We start from the raw sequence: 15,281 nt of genomic DNA on the forward strand, positions 1-15,281 counted from the left end.
ATGCATTCTTGGCCAATACCTTCCTTCCGCCCTGTGCCGGGTGATGCGGCACAGCTGCGCTTGTACGATTCCGCGAACCAAACCATCGCTCCCGTAGAGGTCGCAGGGGATACCGCCACCATGTACGTGTGTGGCATCACGCCCTATGACTCCACCCACTTGGGCCATGCCGCCACGTACCTGACCTTTGACCTCATCTACCGTGCATTCCTGGATGCCGGGAAGAAGGTTCACTACGTCCAAAACATCACCGACGTCGATGATCCGCTATTCGAACGTGCTGAACGCGACGGTGTAGATTGGCGTGAGCTCGGCACTTCTCAAATTGATCTCTTCCGTTCCGATATGGAGCTGCTCTCCGTTTTCCCGCCGCAGGACTATATCGGCGCCATGGAAGCCGTCGATGAGGTTGTGGAGATGGTGCAAAAGCTGCTTGATGTCGGGGCGGCCTACGTCGTAGACGACCCTGAGCACCCAGATATCTACGCCTCCATCGAGGCCACCGAGCGCTTTGGTTATGAGTCCAATTACTCTGCCGAAGAGATGCGCACCTTCTTTGCCGAGCGCGGCGGCGACCCCGACCGCCCAGGGAAGAAGAATCCGCTCGACGCACTCATCTGGCGTGCCCACCGCGAGGGCGAGCCGGCATGGGATTCGCCCTTTGGGCCTGGTCGCCCGGGTTGGCATATTGAATGTTCCGCCATCGCTACCAACCGCTTGGGATCAACCTTTGATATCCAGGGTGGCGGCAGCGACCTGAAGTTCCCACATCATGAGTTTTCCGCTGCCCACGCCGAGGCCGCCCTCAACGTTGAGCGCATGGCACAGTTCTACGTGCATACCGGCATGATCGGCCTCGACGGGGTCAAGATGTCTAAGTCCTTGGGCAACCTCGTCTTCGTCCACAAGCTCGTAGGAGCGGGTGAAGATCCCTCCGCTATCCGCTTGGGCGTCTTCGCAGGCCATTACCGCGACGAGCGCGACTGGTCCGACGAGGTGCTCGACGCCGCTAAGCGCCGCCTCGCCGCGTGGCGGGAGGCTCTTGAGCAGCCGGGAAGCATGGCAGGGGCCGAAGAGGTCGTCGCCAAGCTGCGTGCCGCAATCGCCAACGACCTTGATACCCCGGCCGCGCTCGCTGCCGTGGATGAGTGGGCAGAGGCCGACCGTGGCACGGACGAGGACGGCGCGGCCGATTTGGTTCGCACCGCACTAAATTCGCTCCTCGGCGTGCAGGCTTAGGCAAGATAGGGCAGTATCTACAGCATGAGCATTCGCGCCGATTTCCAGCCCACCGTAGATGAGTTCATTAGTGACCTGAAGTCCTTCGCCACCGGCGATTACCTCAAGGAAGAAGAAAAGGAGTTTTGGGAGGCACCGTTTGACGCCAACGTCCTCCCAGAGCTGCGCGGCCACCTTGAGCAGATGCTCGATGGGCTGGATGCTCTTCCGGACGATCCCGACGGACCACAGTTGGTCACCGTCTTGTCCAAGACCGTTCGTAAGTTGGCAGATTTTAATCGCGCTCAGCACGATGCCGTTCTCGAGCCAGAGGAAAAGGAAGAGCTCTCTGAGCTTATCTATAACGCCAGCGCGGCCACCGGAGCAGACGACGAAGCCCTGTCGCAGATTCCGGAACTGGACTTCTAGGTCCTTTCCTTCCGCATTAGTGAGTGCTAGTTTGCGCCATCCGCGCAGCCTAGCGCTCACCGCCGTGTGCCTCCAACGTGGACGGTGCCACTTTTTCCTGATAGAGAAAGCTAGCTTTATTCCCGTGTCGAACTCCACCGCCGCTTCCAGCCGGACTAAGCCCGCCGCCATCTTCTGGGATATGGATGGCACCCTCACCAATTCGGAGCCCCTCTGGGCGGAGGCAACGTTTTATCTTTCAGAACTGCTGGGCAAACGGCTCACTCCCACCCAACGCCTGGCTACTGTGGGCGCGACCTTTGATACCACCTTGGCAATCTGTGCGGATAATGCGGGGGTGACGCTGCAACCTGGTGACAGCGAGCGTTACCGCGCCCGAATGTTTGACTATGTCAAAGGCCTTTTTGCTCGCAAGTTGGAGATCTTTCCGGGAATTCCCGCCTTGCTCCAGGAGCTAAAGGCGGATGGGGTGCCCATGATGGTCACGACGAATACCGAACGTAATGTTGCCGATGCTGCTATCACTGCGTTGGGGCGGGACTATTTCGTCGATACTATCTGCGGCGATGAGGTTCCTGCCGGCAAACCAGCGCCGGATATGTACCGCGAAGCCGCCCGCCGCATCGGAGCAGATCCCGCAGAGTGCTTAGTTTTCGAAGATTCTGCAACCGGCATGCGCGCCGCAGTTGATGCCGGCTGTGCGGTGATCGGGCTGCCAGAAGATGACCAGGTTGAGATACCGCCAGAGATCACCGAAATTTCTCGCCTCCGCGATTCGCGGCATCTCGCTGGGGCTAAGGCCACCGACGTATATGAGTGGTTCGCTAAGATTTCGGCGGGGCAGTAGAAATTCAGAGTTCCCCTACATTCTCTAACTACCTGTGGAACAATAGGTAGGCGTGAAGAACTTTGAGACTCTTTTTACCGAGTTAGCCGAGAAGGCCGACCAGCGTCCAGCTGGTTCTGACACCGTTGCCGCGCTGGATAAAGGCGAGCATTTCATCGGTAAAAAGATCATCGAAGAAGCCGGGGAAGTATGGATCGCCGCCGAATATCAGTCCGACGATGAGCTGGCGGAAGAGATGTCCCAGCTGCTTTATTGGACTCAGGTCATGATGCTTAAGCGCGGACTTACCCCTGAAGACCTTTATAAGTACCTCTAGGTAACTCCCCACAGGATGGAAGGATCCGCATGATCAAGATTGCTGTACCGAATAAGGGCACGTTGTCAGAAGCTGCCGTGGAGATCCTTTCAGAGGCCGGTTACAAGGGCCGCGGGCATTCCAAGGCGCTCAACGTAGTGGATTCCGATAACGGGGTCGAGTTCTTTTTCCTGCGGCCGAAAGATATCGCCATCTATGTTGCCCGCGGGGTCTTAGACCTAGGCATCACTGGCCGAGACTTGGCGCTTGACTCTAAAGCGAGCTTTGATGAAGTGCTGCCTTTAGGCTTCGGCGGCTCCACGTTCCGGTACGCAGCCCCGCAGGGGGAGGAGTGGGATATCTCTCAACTGGTTGGGCGGCGGATCGCGACGTCGTACCCCAATCTCGTCCGCGCCAACCTTGCCGCACATGGGATTGAGGCCGATGTTATTCGATTGGACGGCGCCGTAGAGATCTCCATCCGGCTAGGCGTTGCCGATGTTATTGCTGATGTCGTGTCAACTGGTACTACTTTGCGTCAGCAAGGCTTAGCGCCGTTCGGGGAGCCGATCATTGAGTCCGAAGCTGTAGTCATTAAGCGCACAGGGGTAGAAGTTACCGAGGAAGAGCAGGTAGTGCTCGACCGCATTCAGGGAATTCTGCACGCTCGCACCTATCTGATGATCGACTACAACATTGCTCAATCCAACCTCGACGCAGCCACTGGTATTACTCCAGGATTAACCGGTCCTACGGTGTCGCCGTTGGCGCGTGAGAACTGGGTGGCAGTGCGAGCGATGGTTCCGAAGAAGCAAGCCAACCAAGTCATGGACCGACTTTCCCAACTTGGAGCGGAGGCAATTTTGGCTTCCGATTTGCGCATCGCCCGCTTTTAGGGGGATCAATTTCTCTGGGTCGGCCCAAATAGATTCAGTCGTGGCTAACATTAGCGCTTGAGGTTACTCATTCGAATATAAGTCTCGACAGGCAAAGGAGCCGAGCCATCATGGCAAAGTCCTCTAAGAAAGAAGAAAAGGACACCAAGTCTGCAGCAAAGGACGTGAAGAAGAAGGAAGCTGACACTTCCACTCACGCCGCACAGCAGAAGGTGGCCGAACAAAAGGCACCTAAGAACTCCAGCAAGAAGACTCGCACCGAGACCGACCTTCTTGGCTCTTTGGAAGTTCCCGCTGACGCTTACTACGGTGTGCACACCGTACGCGCCATGGAGAATTTCCAGATTTCTTACGTGACCATCAACACCATCCCGCACTTCATTCGCGGAATGGTCCAGGTCAAGAAGGCGGCCGCCATGGCAAACCGCCGCCTGCACGTACTGCCGAAGAAGAAGGCTGAAGCCATCATCTGGGCCTGCGACCAGATCCTGGAAGAGGGCCGCTGCATGGATCAGTTCCCGCTGGACGTTTTCCAGGGTGGCGCTGGTACCTCGCTGAACATGAACACCAACGAGGTTGTTGCTAACCTCGCGCTGGAGTACCTCGGTGAGGAGAAGGGCTCCTACGACATCATCAACCCGAATGATGATGTGAACATGTCCCAGTCCACCAACGATGCTTACCCGACCGGCTTCCGCTTGGGTCTGCACGCAGCAGTTGATCACCTCATTGAGCGCATGGATGGCCTGCGTGCCGCATTCCAGGTCAAGGGCAATGAGTTCCAGGACATCCTGAAGATGGGCCGTACTCAGCTCCAGGATGCGGTTCCGATGACCTTGGGCGATGAGTTCAAGGGCTTTGCCAATAACCTGAACGAGGAGCAGGCATTGCTGCGCGATGCACAGCGCCGCCTGCTCGAGATCAACTTGGGCGCAACCGCGATCGGCACCGGCGTGAACACCCCGGCCGGCTACCGCCACCAGGTCACCGCAGCTCTGTCTGAGGTCACCGGCCTGGAGATGAAGACCGCCCGCGATCTCATTGAGGCAACCTCTGACTGTGGCGCTTACGTGCTGCTGCACGCCACCATCAAGCGCGCGGCGATGAAGCTCGCCAAGATCTGTAATGACCTGCGCCTGCTGTCTTCCGGCCCACGCGCTGGCCTGGCTGAGATTAACCTGCCTGCACGTCAGGCCGGCTCCTCTATCATGCCGGGTAAGGTTAACCCGGTTATCCCGGAGGTTGTGAACCAGACCTGCTTCAAGATCTTCGGCAATGACCACGTCGTCACCATGGCCGCTGAGGCTGGCCAGCTGCAGCTCAACGTCATGGAGCCGGTCATCGGCGAGGCACTGTTCCAGTCCATTCGCATCATGGGCAACGCCGTCGATGCCCTGCAGGAAAAGTGCGTCACCGGAATCACCGCCAACCCGGATGTCTGCCGTGCCTACGTGGAAAACTCCATCGGTATCGTCACCTACCTCAACCCGTTCATCGGCCACCACAACGGTGACCTGATTGCCAAGGAGTCCCTGGAGACCGGCAAGGGCGTCAAGGAACTCGTCCTGGAGAAGGGCCTGCTGGATGAAGCAACCTTGAACAAGGTCCTGTCCGTTGAAAACCTCATGCACCCAGAGTTCCGCGGTCAGCTCTTCATCGACGAGGACTAAAGTCGCGGCTTTTGAGAAGCAGTAGGGCATAGCGCCCCGCATCTTAGGCCCCCACGGTCTTTGCCACTTTCACTTCATGAGAAGGAAATCTGGCGAAGGCCGCGGGGGTCTTTTGCGTGTTTGGAATCGGCGGTTGCTAGTTTCCTTTTACGTCCCTGTGCAGGGAGAATGCGGAGAAGGATACCGACCGTCTTATAACGAGACGCTAAATACATGTGGGAATCAACACAAACGGACAATTCGAGTGAATAAATCGACGTGACAGGTGCAAAATAGAAGATGTTGAGGACGGCATGCACTCTGTATGGGGATGCGTGCCCTTAGTTTGCATACAGAGCGTATGGAGTATGTCCATGGTTATTGTTCATATAGTCATCGTTCTCGCCGCCATTTTCTTGGGCGCGAGGATTGGTTCAATTGGTATCGGTATGGCCGGCGGCCTCGGTGTGTTGGCCCTTGGTCTCACCGGTGTCCCGGTTACTAGGGAAGACATCCCGTTCGACGTCATCGGTATCATCATGACCGTTATTGCCGCCATTGCCGCAATGCAGCGGGCTGGTGGCATGGACTACCTGGTGCACATTGCAGAAAAGTTTTTGCGTAAAAACCCAAAGCGGATTACGTTCTACGCGCCCATCGTTACGTGGTTGATGACGGTGCTGGCCGGTACCGGCCACACTGCATTTTCTACGCTGCCGGTCATTGTTGAGGTAGCTAAAGAAGGCAAGGTTCGCCCGTCACGCCCGCTTTCCATTGCGGTAGTTGCCTCTCAGATGGCAATTTGTGCCTCGCCTATTTCTGCCGCAGTGGTACTCCTAGCCAGCCTGTTGGAACCAGCTGGAGTGGGCTATTTGCAGGTGCTGGCGGTCGTCATTCCGGCAACGTTCCTGTCTATCTTCCCGGCTGCGTGGATTGCTAATAAGTTTGGCAAGGAACTAGATGATGACCCGGTGTATCAGGAGCGCAAGGCGCAGGGCTTGGTTAAGGAACCACTAGGCGCTGAAAACTTCGCGGCGCAGAAGGGTGCCAAGGCCTCTGTTCTGGTTTTCCTGGTAGCCATCGTCATCGTGATGGCCTGGGCCACGCTGACCTCGGAGCAGGTTGGCCTCATTGCAGAACCAACCCTGCCACGTAATGAGGCCATTATGACGGTTATGCTTACCGCGGCCACCATCATCGTCATGATGACGAAGGTTCCGGCCGGAGATGTTCTCAATACCCCGGTATTTAAGTCCGGTATGTCCGCATGTATTTGTGTGCTGGGCGTTGCTTGGTTGGGTACCAGCCTTATCAACCACTACATGGACGATATTCAGTCCATGGCCGGCAGCGTTATTGAGTCTTCGCCGTGGCTGCTCGCGGTGGTCTTGTTCTTCGCCGCAGCGCTGCTGTACTCGCAGGCCGCTACGACCAAGGCCCTCATGCCAGCAGCCCTGGCTCTGGGCGTAAGCCCCCTTACTGCAGTTGCTGCTTTCCCGGCCGTCTCGGCGCTATTTATCCTGCCGACCTACCCAACGCTGCTGGCAGCAGTGGAGATGGACGATACCGGCTCGACTCGAATCGGCAAGGCTGTATTCAACCACCCATTCCTTATCCCAGGCACGGTCAGCATCGTGGTTTCTGTCCTCTTGGGCTACGCGTTCGGCTTGGTCATCCTTTAAGAGACAGACGACAAGTCCACCTGCAAGGCGCCCTGTAGGGCGCCTTTTTGGATCGCAGCGTGAATAGGAAGATTGATTCACTTCACTTTCTTGGAAAAATGCGGGTTATTTAACTTGCGAGCTCGGTAGGCTAAGAACATGACTACTCAGCCATCCGATGTTGAAATTGCCCAAGCCCACCAACTGCAGCCAATCGCGGAGATCGCGGCCAAGGCAGGCATTCCTGCCGACGCCGTGATTCCCTACGGCACCACCAAAGCCAAGGTAGATATCACCAAGGTGGACTATTCCAAGGAAAACCAGGGCAAGCTGGTGCTTGTCACCGGCGTATCGCCCACACCTGCCGGCGAGGGCAAGTCCACCGTACTCATCGGCCTTACCGACGCCCTAGATCAGTTGGGCAAGAAGGCCATCGTTGCCCTGCGCGAGCCCTCCCAAGGACCAGTGATGGGTATTAAGGGCGGCGCGGCTGGCGGCGGCTATGCACAGATTGTCCCCATGGAGGACATCAATCTTCACTTCACCGGCGATTTTCATGCCATTACCTCTGCAACCAACACCCTGGCCGCCATCATTGATAACCACATCCACCAAGGCAACGCCCTGGGCATCGACCCGCGGCGCGTGACATGGCAGCGGTGCATGGACGTCAACGACCGTGCCCTGCGCAACGTGGTGACCGGTCTGGGCGGGCCAGCTCACGGTGTGCCTGCAGAAACCGGTTTCACCATTACCGCGGCCTCCGAAATCATGGCCATCTTGTGCTTGGCCACGAACCTCGAGGACCTAAAGAAGCGCCTCGGCGATATCACCATCGGCTTCACTTATGATCAGCGCCCTGTTACTGCGCGTGATTTGAATGCGGAAGGTGCGCTCACGGCGCTTATGCGTGATGCCCTCAACCCCAACCTTGTACAGACCCTTGGCGGCGTGCCGGCCTTGGTGCACGGTGGGCCATTCGCCAATATTGCGCACGGCTGCAACTCCCTGCTGGCAACCCAAACCGCGCTCCAATTTGGCGATATCGTCTTAAGTGAGGCCGGCTTCGGTTCGGACCTAGGTGGCGAGAAATTCGTCGACATCAAGGCGCGCTTTGGCGACCTAGATGTTGCTGGTGCTGTGGTCGTAGCCACCATCCGCTCCCAGAAATACAACGGCGGTGTGGCCAAGGATAAGCTCACCGAGGAAGACCTGGATGCCCTCAAGGCGGGCATAGTCAACCTAGAGCGCCACGTAGAAAACCTGCGCAAGTTCGGGATCAAACCGGTAGTAGCGCTCAACCTCTTTTGGTCCGATACCGAGGCAGAACGCGAGTTCATGCGGCAGTGGGCCGAAGACTTCGGCGTGGCCTTGGAGGAAGCCAACGTGTGGTCCGAGGGTGGCGCGGGCGCTACCACGCTGGCAGAGACCTTGCTGGAGAACCTGCAGGGAGGCGCCAAGCAGCTCTATGATCCGCAAGAGGGAATCGAGGCCTCCATCGAGACCATCGCGCGCGAGATCTATCGCGCAGACCGTGTGGAATACGGGGCAAAGGCGCTCAAGGATCTTAAGTACATCCAGGACAATGGCTGGGACAAGCTGCCCGTGGTGATCTCTAAGACGCAGTACTCCTTCAGCGACGATGCCTCCGCCCTAGGGGCGCCGGAAGGCCATACGCTGCACGTGCGCGAATTGCTGCCGCGCACCGGTTCGGGATTTATCGTCGTGCTCACGGGCAACGTCATGACGATGCCGGGGCTGCCGAAGAAGCCGGCGGCCAATAATATCGACGTCGATAAGCAGGGCACCATTTCGGGCCTTTTCTAGGCAGGTGGGGCGCTAGTCCTTTGCGTCCGCCGCGGAACCCGGCCAGCCCGGGTACTGCGGTGGAGTGCCGCCAAACTCCGGACAGAGATCCTGGTGGGCGCACCAGCCGCAAAGCTTAGAGGGCTTCGGGCGGAAGTCCCCGGCGCGCCCATCGGCCTCAATTTTGGCCCACAGCTCGCCGAGATCGCGCTCGAAGTATTCGAGCTCCTCTCGGTTAGGCATAAGAAACATCGAGTCCAACACCTTGAGATACATCAGGCGCAACTGGTGGGGAATGGTGCCTAGAATGCGCCAGTAGACCAGCGCATAAAAGCGCATCTGGAACTGTGCATCGTGGGAATAGCGGGGCAGGGGCTTCTTGCCTGTTTTATAGTCCACGACCCGGACCTCGCCGGTTGGTGCGCGGTCCACGCGGTCGATGAAGCCGCGGACGGGGACGCCATTGGGCAGGACCGTGTTGACGTACATCTCGGTTTCTTGGCAATCAAAGCCTTGTGGATTTTCCATCTGGAAATAGCCTTTGAGCAGTTGCCTGGCAGCGACGAAGAAGTCGTAGGTGTCTTCTTCTGGCACGAGCTCAAGCAGCTCATCATCCTTGGAGGTCATCTCTGCCCAGGAGGGCTTAATCATCTTCACCGCAGCGGGATAGGTCCGCTCTTCGCGCGGCAGTTTGTGCATCTCTTCCAGGACGGCATGCACGAGGGTTCCTTTGACCTGCGCGATGGTCTTGGGCTCGGGCAACTTGTCAATGGCGCGGAAGCGATAGAGCAGCGGGCACTGCTTATAGTCGGAGGCGCGCGAGGGCGACAGGGCGAGTGGGCGGGGTGTAGATGAAGTAGCCATGGTGTATCTAGCCTATCGCCGCGCGATTCGTGGCAAGCTAGAAGGTATGAGTTATACCGCAGATTTCCTAGATTTCATTGCTGCTTCTCCTTCTTCGTACCACGCTGCCGATGAGGTATCCCGCCAGCTGAGCGCGGCGGGTTTTGAGGTACAGGATGAGGGAACGCAGTGGTCCGCTGCGCCTGGCGGCCACGTCATGGTGCGCGGCGGCGCGGTAGCAGCATGGTACGTGCCAGAGGGTGCAGATAAGAATTCTGGTTTCCGCATCGTGGGGTCCCATACAGATTCGCCGGGCCTGGTGCTGAAACCCACGCCGGACTTTTCCGCGGCCGGCTGGCAGCAGGTGGCAGTAGAGGTCTATGGTGGCGCGCTACTGCATACCTGGTTTGACCGGGAGCTGACCGTGGCCGGGCAGATTGTCACCAAGGATGGCACACGACACCTGGTCAATACTGGCCCGGTACTGCGCCTTCCGTCCCTTGCCATCCACCTCTACCGCAAGGATGAGTTTAAGCCGGATCGCCAGCACAACATGCAGCCGGTTCTGAGCGTCGGTGACCCAGAGGCATCGATCTTGCAGGTAGTGGGGGAGAAGGTGGGCGTCGCCAAGCAGGATATTGCTTCCTTTAACCTGATTACGGCCGATGCTGCTCGCGGCGAAGTCTTTGGCGCGGGCGAGCAGTTCATCGCGGCCGGACGCATGGATAACCTTTCTTCCGTACATGCCTCGTTGGCAGCGATGAAGAAGGCCGCCGAGGAATATCAGGGCAAGGATATCTTGGTCATGATGGCCTTTGACCATGAAGAGGTGGGCTCCAGCTCGCGCTATGGTGCGGGCGGTCCCATCCTGGCGGATGTACTTACCCGCACGGCGCGGGCGCTGGGGGTCAACGAGGAGGAACGCTTTCAGATGTTCTCCCGCTCGAGCTGTGTCTCGGCCGATGCGGCGCATTCGGTGCACCCAAACTACGTGGGCAAGCACGATCCCACGCACCATCCGATCGTTGGCAAGGGCCCGGTGACCAAGATCAACGGCAATCAGCGCTATGCCTCCGATGCCACCACGGTGGCGTTATGGGAAGCAGCGTGCGAGAAGGCAGGCGTGCCAGTACAGCGCTTTGTGGGCAATAACGATGTGCCCTGTGGCTCGACCATTGGTCCCATTACGGCGACGCGTCTGGGCATCGACACCGTGGATGTGGGCGTGCCCATGCTGTCCATGCACTCGGCGCGGGAAATGGTGGGCGAGCGGGACCAAGTATGGCTCGCGCAGGCACTTGAGGCATACTTGGTGGGATAGTAACCGCAACCTCGAGGAGTCTTGAGACATGGCTTATTCCGGCCCCTTTGCTTATGGCGACCGCGTGCAGCTTACCGACGCCAAGCGGCGCCACTACACGGTCATTTTGGAAGAAGGAGGCCAGTTCCACTCCCACAAGGGCATCATTAACCATGATGACATCGTGGGTATGGACGAGGGCTCGGTTATTGAGTCCACGCTTGGCTCCTCCTTCCTGCTTTTCCGCCACCTGATGGTGGACCACGTGCTGTCGATGCCGCGCGGTGCCGCGGTGATCTACCCCAAGGATGCGGCGCAGATTTTGGTAGAGGGCGATATCTTCATGGGTGCGCGCGTGCTCGAGGCCGGTGCCGGTTCGGGTGCGCTGTCCATGTCGCTGCTGCGCGCCGTGGGCCCAGAGGGGCATGTGTATTCCTATGAGGTGCGCGATGATCACCTGGAGTATGCGGTAGATAACGTCAAGGAATACTTTGGCGAGCAGCCCGAGTGGTGGTCGCCGCGCCTCGGCGATCTAGGCGATGTCACCGCTGAGGACTTGGGCGGTCCGGTCGACCGCGTGATCCTCGATATGCTCGAGCCCTGGGAACACTTGGAGACCGTGCGCGATCTTCTCATCCCGGGTGGTGTCTTCATGACCTACGTGGCAACGGTGCCGCAGTTGATGAAGGTCATGGAAGGCATCCGTGAGCTCAAGTGCTTTACCGAGCCCAAGGCCTGGGAATCTCTGGTGCGCGAATGGAAGGTGGAAGGCCTGGCTACCCGCCCGGAGCACCGCATGAATGCGCATACCGCCTTCCTTATCTGGACCCGCCGCTTGGCCGATGGCGTGACCCCTCCGCGCCCGCAGCGCCGCGCCCGCAAGTAGAGCTGGAAATAGGCTCACCTCAGCGCCCAGAATTTAAAGCGCAACTGCCCTCTTTCGCCGACTGGGCCGCGTTAGAGTAGTGGGCATGGATGAAGCCACGGACTATAAGCGGCAGATCAGCCAGCTTGCTGCCCGCAATCAGAAGTTGGCGGGCTTATTAGAGGAATCGCGTGGGAAGCTCGAACAGCTTTTTGCGGAGCTTAACGCGCTGGCTGAGCCGGCATCGACCTACGGCGTTTTCTTAGGCTATTCGCCTACCCACAGCGAGGTGGGAACCACCGCGGAGGTCTACACCAACGGCCGTGTGATGCAGCTAAAAGTCTCGCCCAACGTGGAACCAGGCAGCCTAGTGGCAGGCCAGCAAGTTCGCTTGGGCGATGGCTTCGTAGTGGTGGAAGGGTGCGCGCCCGAGCGCACGGGCGAGCTCGCCACCGCGGTAGAGCGCCTAGGAGATAAACGCCTCATCGTGGCAAATTCCTCCGGCGAGGAAAAAGTGGTGCTGCTATCGCAGGCACTGCGCCAGGAAACCCGCGTGGCAGCAGGCGAGATAGTGCTGGTCGAACCCAAGGCTGCTATCGCGCTGGAAAAGGTGGAAAAGACGGAGGTCTCCCAGCTCTCCCTTGAGGAGGTCCCCGATGTGCGCTACGAGGACATTGGCGGACTAGACGAGCAGATTTCCCAGATTCGCGATTCCGTGGAACTGCCGTTTATCCATCCGGACCTCTATCACCACTACGAGCTGCAGCCGCCTAAGGGCGTCCTCCTCTATGGCCCGCCTGGGTGCGGAAAGACGCTCATCGCCAAGGCCGTGGCCCATTCCTTGGCGCAGCAACTGGGCGGCGACGCCCCGAGCTACTTCCTCAATATCAAGGGCCCAGAGTTGCTCAATAAGTATGTAGGTGAGACGGAACGCCGCATCCGCCTCATCTTTGAGCGCGCCCGCGAACTAGCCCGGCTGAGTTCTGACCGGCCGGTGGTCATCTTCTTTGATGAGATGGAATCCATCTTCCGCACCCGTGGCTCAGGCGTGTCCTCGGATATGGAAACCACGGTGGTGCCGCAGCTGCTTACGGAACTCGACGGAGTAGAAAGCCTTTCCAATGTGATAGTCATCGGCGCGACCAACCGCGAGGAGCTCATCGATCCCGCCATCATGCGCCCCGGCCGGCTGGATATCAAGATCCGGGTCAACCGCCCGAATAAAGAGGGCGCCCGCGAGATCTTTGCCCGCCACTTTGCAGAATCCGTGCCGCACCAGGGCACGCTAGAGGAACTCATCGGCGCCGCGGTGGACGAGCTTTATGCTGATCGCCCCTTTGTGCAGCTGCACTTTTCCAGCGGCGAGCGCGAGGTATTGCACTACCGGGACTTTGTCTCCGGCGCGATGATTGCCAATATCCTCTCCCGCGCCAAAAAGCTGGCTATTAAGGACGAACTGCAACAGCGTGCGGGCAGTGAGCAGGGGATAGGCGGGCGCCACGGGGGCATCGCCAAGCAGCATTTGCTCCAGGCCATCGCGGCCGAGCGCGCCGAATCCGAGTACGTGCCCACCTCTACCAACCCGGAGGAGTGGACCAAGATCATCTCCCAAGACCATGCAAGTGCCCGCGTTGAGCGGGTGGAGCTACTGACCGCTAGGAGGAGCGCATGAGCCGCGTTGTAGGTACCGAGACCGAGTACGGCATTGCCACCCCGGAGCTGCCGGAGTATTCGCCCATCATTTCGTCCACGCACGCCGTGGTAGCGTATGCCGCGCTGCACACTGGGGCGCGCTCGCGCTGGGACTTTGCCGAGGAGCACCCGCTGCGCGATTCCCGCGGCTTCGATCTCAAGCGCTACCAGACAGTTCCCGTGGTCGATCCCAACGCCATCGGGGTGGCCAATGTGGTCACGGCCAATGGCGCGCGTTTCTATGTGGACCACGCCCACCCAGAATATTCCGCGCCGGAATGCACTAATGCTTGGGACGCCACGCTTTACGACGCCGCAGGTGACGCCACGCTCCTGCAAGCCGCCGCGTCCGTAGCGTGCCTGAGCGCGCAAGGAAAGTCCGTCCTTGCCAACCATGACACGTGCCCTGCCTTGCGCTTCTATAAAAACAACGTGGACGGCAAGGGCGCGTCTTATGGCTCGCACGAGAACTATCAGTACTCCCGTGCCACGGACTTTGACACCATGGCGCAGGCCCTTATCCCGTTTTTCGTGGCCCGCCAGGTAGTCATCGGCGCCGGGCGCATGGGGATCGGCGAGTTTGGCGAGGAGCCGGGATTCCAGATTTCCCAGCGCGCTGACTATATTGAGCAGGAAATTTCGCTGGAGACCACCCTTAATCGCGGCATCATCAATACGCGCGATGAGCCGCATGCGGTGCACGCGGACTTTGGGCGCCTCCACGTCATCATTGGGGATGCGAATATGTCGCAGACTTCCACGCTGCTTAAACTGGGCATGACCTCGCTGGTGCTCGATGCGATTGAGCAGGGTGTGGACTTTAGCGATCTCCGCTTGCAGGATGCCGTGGCGGAAGTTCCGCGCGTCAGCCGCGATCTCTCCCTTCAGCATCGCCTCGAGCTTGCCGACGCCCGCCAGCTCACCGCCCTAGAAATCCTCGCCGAATACCGCGCTCGCGTCACCCCACGCACCGACGCAGACCACAAGGTGCTTGCGGCTTGGGACGAGGCCGTAGCACTTCTGGCAAAGGACCCGATGCAGGCCGCGCACCTTCTGGATTGGGTGGCGAAATATCGCTTGATCAAGGGCTACCTCGACCGCGGTATCGATCCGGCAGACCCAAAGCTGCGGCTCATTGACCTGCAATACGCGGAGATCGATCCTGCCAAATCGCTCCATCACGCGCTGGTGCGTAAAGGTCAGATGCGGCAGCTCTTTAGCGCTGCAGAGATTGAAGACGCCGCCAGCACCCCTCCGGAGGATACCCGCGCGTATTTCCGCGGCCGAGTGACGCAGAAATTCGGCGAGGACATCATCGCCGCGAGCTGGCAAAGCCTCACCGTTCGGGTAGGCGAGACAACCGCGGCACCCTGGGCCACGGTTCCGATGGATGAGACCACCGGCCTGACCCGCGCCCAGTGCGAGGAGATCATCGACACCGCACGTACGGTGGAGGATCTCCTCCAGGGACTCACTGACAGCGGTATCCAGCCCGAGTACCGTAATTGATAACCAAGCAATTAGGCAGAAGCCAAAGAAAGGACTTCCTCCCTATGTCTACTCACCAGTCCCAGGTCACTGGCGGCAATGGCGGCGATGACTCCACCGGCGATGAGGAATTTACCTCTACGCAGCTGAGCATCAACACCACCGGCACCGATGAATTGCTCGATGAGATCGATGGCCTGCTAGAAAACAACGCCGAGGAATTCGTGCGCTCCTATGTCCAAAAGGGCGGGCAGTAAGGGTGAGTGACCAGCGTCCCGTCTTCGCCCGTCGC

14 protein-coding genes are annotated in these 15,281 nt (G+C 59.0%); 13 read left to right on the forward strand and 1 reads right to left on the reverse strand.

The genetic code is table 11. From position 1 onward, the window contains the following. The 8 genes from mshC to ACKFRY_RS08350 all read left to right on the forward strand — a co-directional run bounded on the left by mshC (position 1) and on the right by ACKFRY_RS08350 (position 8,822). On the forward strand, positions 1-1,239 hold the full coding sequence (gene mshC, locus ACKFRY_RS08315; RefSeq protein WP_200436123.1) for a cysteine--1-D-myo-inosityl 2-amino-2-deoxy-alpha-D-glucopyranoside ligase: 1,239 nt from the start codon (positions 1-3) through the stop codon (positions 1,237-1,239). A 24-nt stretch (positions 1,240-1,263) separates the two neighbouring features. Beyond that, a complete protein-coding gene (locus ACKFRY_RS08320) occupies positions 1,264-1,647 on the forward strand; it encodes a hypothetical protein (RefSeq protein ID WP_005324796.1) in 384 nt (127 codons plus the stop codon). A gap of 124 nt (positions 1,648-1,771) precedes the next feature. Then, positions 1,772-2,494, forward strand: coding sequence for an HAD family hydrolase (locus ACKFRY_RS08325; RefSeq protein ID WP_408922643.1), 723 nt, complete (start codon positions 1,772-1,774; stop codon positions 2,492-2,494). 52 nt (positions 2,495-2,546) lie between these two features. Then, positions 2,547-2,810: a phosphoribosyl-ATP diphosphatase gene (locus ACKFRY_RS08330; RefSeq protein WP_005324793.1), complete on the forward strand. Its 264-nt coding sequence runs from the start codon at positions 2,547-2,549 to the stop codon at positions 2,808-2,810. A gap of 29 nt (positions 2,811-2,839) precedes the next feature. Next, positions 2,840-3,685: an ATP phosphoribosyltransferase gene (gene hisG / locus ACKFRY_RS08335; protein ID WP_005324791.1), complete on the forward strand. Its 846-nt coding sequence runs from the start codon at positions 2,840-2,842 to the stop codon at positions 3,683-3,685. Between the two features lie 110 nt (positions 3,686-3,795). Next, positions 3,796-5,355: an aspartate ammonia-lyase gene (gene aspA, locus ACKFRY_RS08340; RefSeq protein ID WP_005329649.1), complete on the forward strand. Its 1,560-nt coding sequence runs from the start codon at positions 3,796-3,798 to the stop codon at positions 5,353-5,355. Between the two features lie 353 nt (positions 5,356-5,708). Continuing rightward, positions 5,709-7,016 carry an anaerobic C4-dicarboxylate transporter gene (locus ACKFRY_RS08345; protein ID WP_040425300.1) on the forward strand — a complete coding sequence of 436 codons (1,308 nt, stop codon included), beginning with the start codon at positions 5,709-5,711 and terminating at the stop codon, positions 7,014-7,016. 138 nt (positions 7,017-7,154) lie between these two features. Further along, on the forward strand, positions 7,155-8,822 hold the full coding sequence (locus ACKFRY_RS08350) for a formate--tetrahydrofolate ligase (protein ID WP_408922644.1): 1,668 nt from the start codon (positions 7,155-7,157) through the stop codon (positions 8,820-8,822). Positions 8,823-8,834: 12 nt separating this feature from the next. On the opposite strand, the gene ACKFRY_RS08355 is transcribed toward ACKFRY_RS08350, so the two are convergent. Beyond that, positions 8,835-9,665 carry a RecB family exonuclease gene (locus ACKFRY_RS08355; protein WP_250413096.1) on the reverse strand — a complete coding sequence of 277 codons (831 nt, stop codon included), beginning with the start codon at positions 9,663-9,665 and terminating at the stop codon, positions 8,835-8,837. 46 nt (positions 9,666-9,711) lie between these two features. Between ACKFRY_RS08355 and ACKFRY_RS08360 the strand changes: the two genes are divergently transcribed. The 5 genes from ACKFRY_RS08360 to ACKFRY_RS08380 all read left to right on the forward strand — a co-directional run bounded on the left by ACKFRY_RS08360 (position 9,712) and on the right by ACKFRY_RS08380 (position 15,246). Beyond that, positions 9,712-10,965 carry a M18 family aminopeptidase gene (locus ACKFRY_RS08360; protein ID WP_250413097.1) on the forward strand — a complete coding sequence of 418 codons (1,254 nt, stop codon included), beginning with the start codon at positions 9,712-9,714 and terminating at the stop codon, positions 10,963-10,965. A gap of 28 nt (positions 10,966-10,993) precedes the next feature. Then, positions 10,994-11,830, forward strand: coding sequence for a tRNA (adenine-N1)-methyltransferase (locus ACKFRY_RS08365; protein WP_005324783.1), 837 nt, complete (start codon positions 10,994-10,996; stop codon positions 11,828-11,830). A gap of 85 nt (positions 11,831-11,915) precedes the next feature. Continuing rightward, the gene (gene arc, locus ACKFRY_RS08370; protein WP_408922645.1) at positions 11,916-13,481 is read left to right on the forward strand and encodes a proteasome ATPase; all 1,566 of its coding nucleotides are present in this window, start codon (positions 11,916-11,918) and stop codon (positions 13,479-13,481) included. After that, complete coding sequence (gene dop / locus ACKFRY_RS08375) at positions 13,478-15,010, forward strand: depupylase/deamidase Dop (protein ID WP_408922646.1); 1,533 nt, start codon at positions 13,478-13,480, stop codon at positions 15,008-15,010. Before arc ends, dop begins: the two co-directional genes overlap by 4 nt. A 44-nt stretch (positions 15,011-15,054) precedes the next feature. Then, positions 15,055-15,246: a ubiquitin-like protein Pup gene (locus tag ACKFRY_RS08380; protein WP_005329640.1), complete on the forward strand. Its 192-nt coding sequence runs from the start codon at positions 15,055-15,057 to the stop codon at positions 15,244-15,246. Positions 15,247-15,281: the final 35 nt, after the last annotated feature.

Source organism: Corynebacterium tuberculostearicum, assembly GCF_046097255.1.
Classification (GTDB): Bacteria; Actinomycetota; Actinomycetes; order Mycobacteriales; family Mycobacteriaceae; genus Corynebacterium; species Corynebacterium tuberculostearicum_J.

What these genes read in the sequence shown, in the direction of transcription:
- mshC (WP_200436123.1), top strand. Translation starts at nt 1, where the DNA reads ATGCATTCTTGGCCAATACCTTCCTTCCGCCCTGTGCCGGGTGATGCG.
- ACKFRY_RS08320 (WP_005324796.1), top strand. Translation starts at nt 1,264, where the DNA reads ATGAGCATTCGCGCCGATTTCCAGCCCACCGTAGATGAGTTCATTAGT.
- hisG (WP_005324791.1), top strand. Translation starts at nt 2,840, where the DNA reads ATGATCAAGATTGCTGTACCGAATAAGGGCACGTTGTCAGAAGCTGCC.
- aspA (WP_005329649.1), top strand. Translation starts at nt 3,796, where the DNA reads ATGGCAAAGTCCTCTAAGAAAGAAGAAAAGGACACCAAGTCTGCAGCA.
- ACKFRY_RS08345 (WP_040425300.1), top strand. Translation starts at nt 5,709, where the DNA reads ATGGTTATTGTTCATATAGTCATCGTTCTCGCCGCCATTTTCTTGGGC.
- ACKFRY_RS08350 (WP_408922644.1), top strand. Translation starts at nt 7,155, where the DNA reads ATGACTACTCAGCCATCCGATGTTGAAATTGCCCAAGCCCACCAACTG.
- ACKFRY_RS08355 (WP_250413096.1), bottom strand. Translation starts at nt 9,665, where the DNA reads ATGGCTACTTCATCTACACCCCGCCCACTCGCCCTGTCGCCCTCGCGC.
- ACKFRY_RS08360 (WP_250413097.1), top strand. Translation starts at nt 9,712, where the DNA reads ATGAGTTATACCGCAGATTTCCTAGATTTCATTGCTGCTTCTCCTTCT.
- ACKFRY_RS08365 (WP_005324783.1), top strand. Translation starts at nt 10,994, where the DNA reads ATGGCTTATTCCGGCCCCTTTGCTTATGGCGACCGCGTGCAGCTTACC.
- arc (WP_408922645.1), top strand. Translation starts at nt 11,916, where the DNA reads ATGGATGAAGCCACGGACTATAAGCGGCAGATCAGCCAGCTTGCTGCC.
- dop (WP_408922646.1), top strand. Translation starts at nt 13,478, where the DNA reads ATGAGCCGCGTTGTAGGTACCGAGACCGAGTACGGCATTGCCACCCCG.
- ACKFRY_RS08380 (WP_005329640.1), top strand. Translation starts at nt 15,055, where the DNA reads ATGTCTACTCACCAGTCCCAGGTCACTGGCGGCAATGGCGGCGATGAC.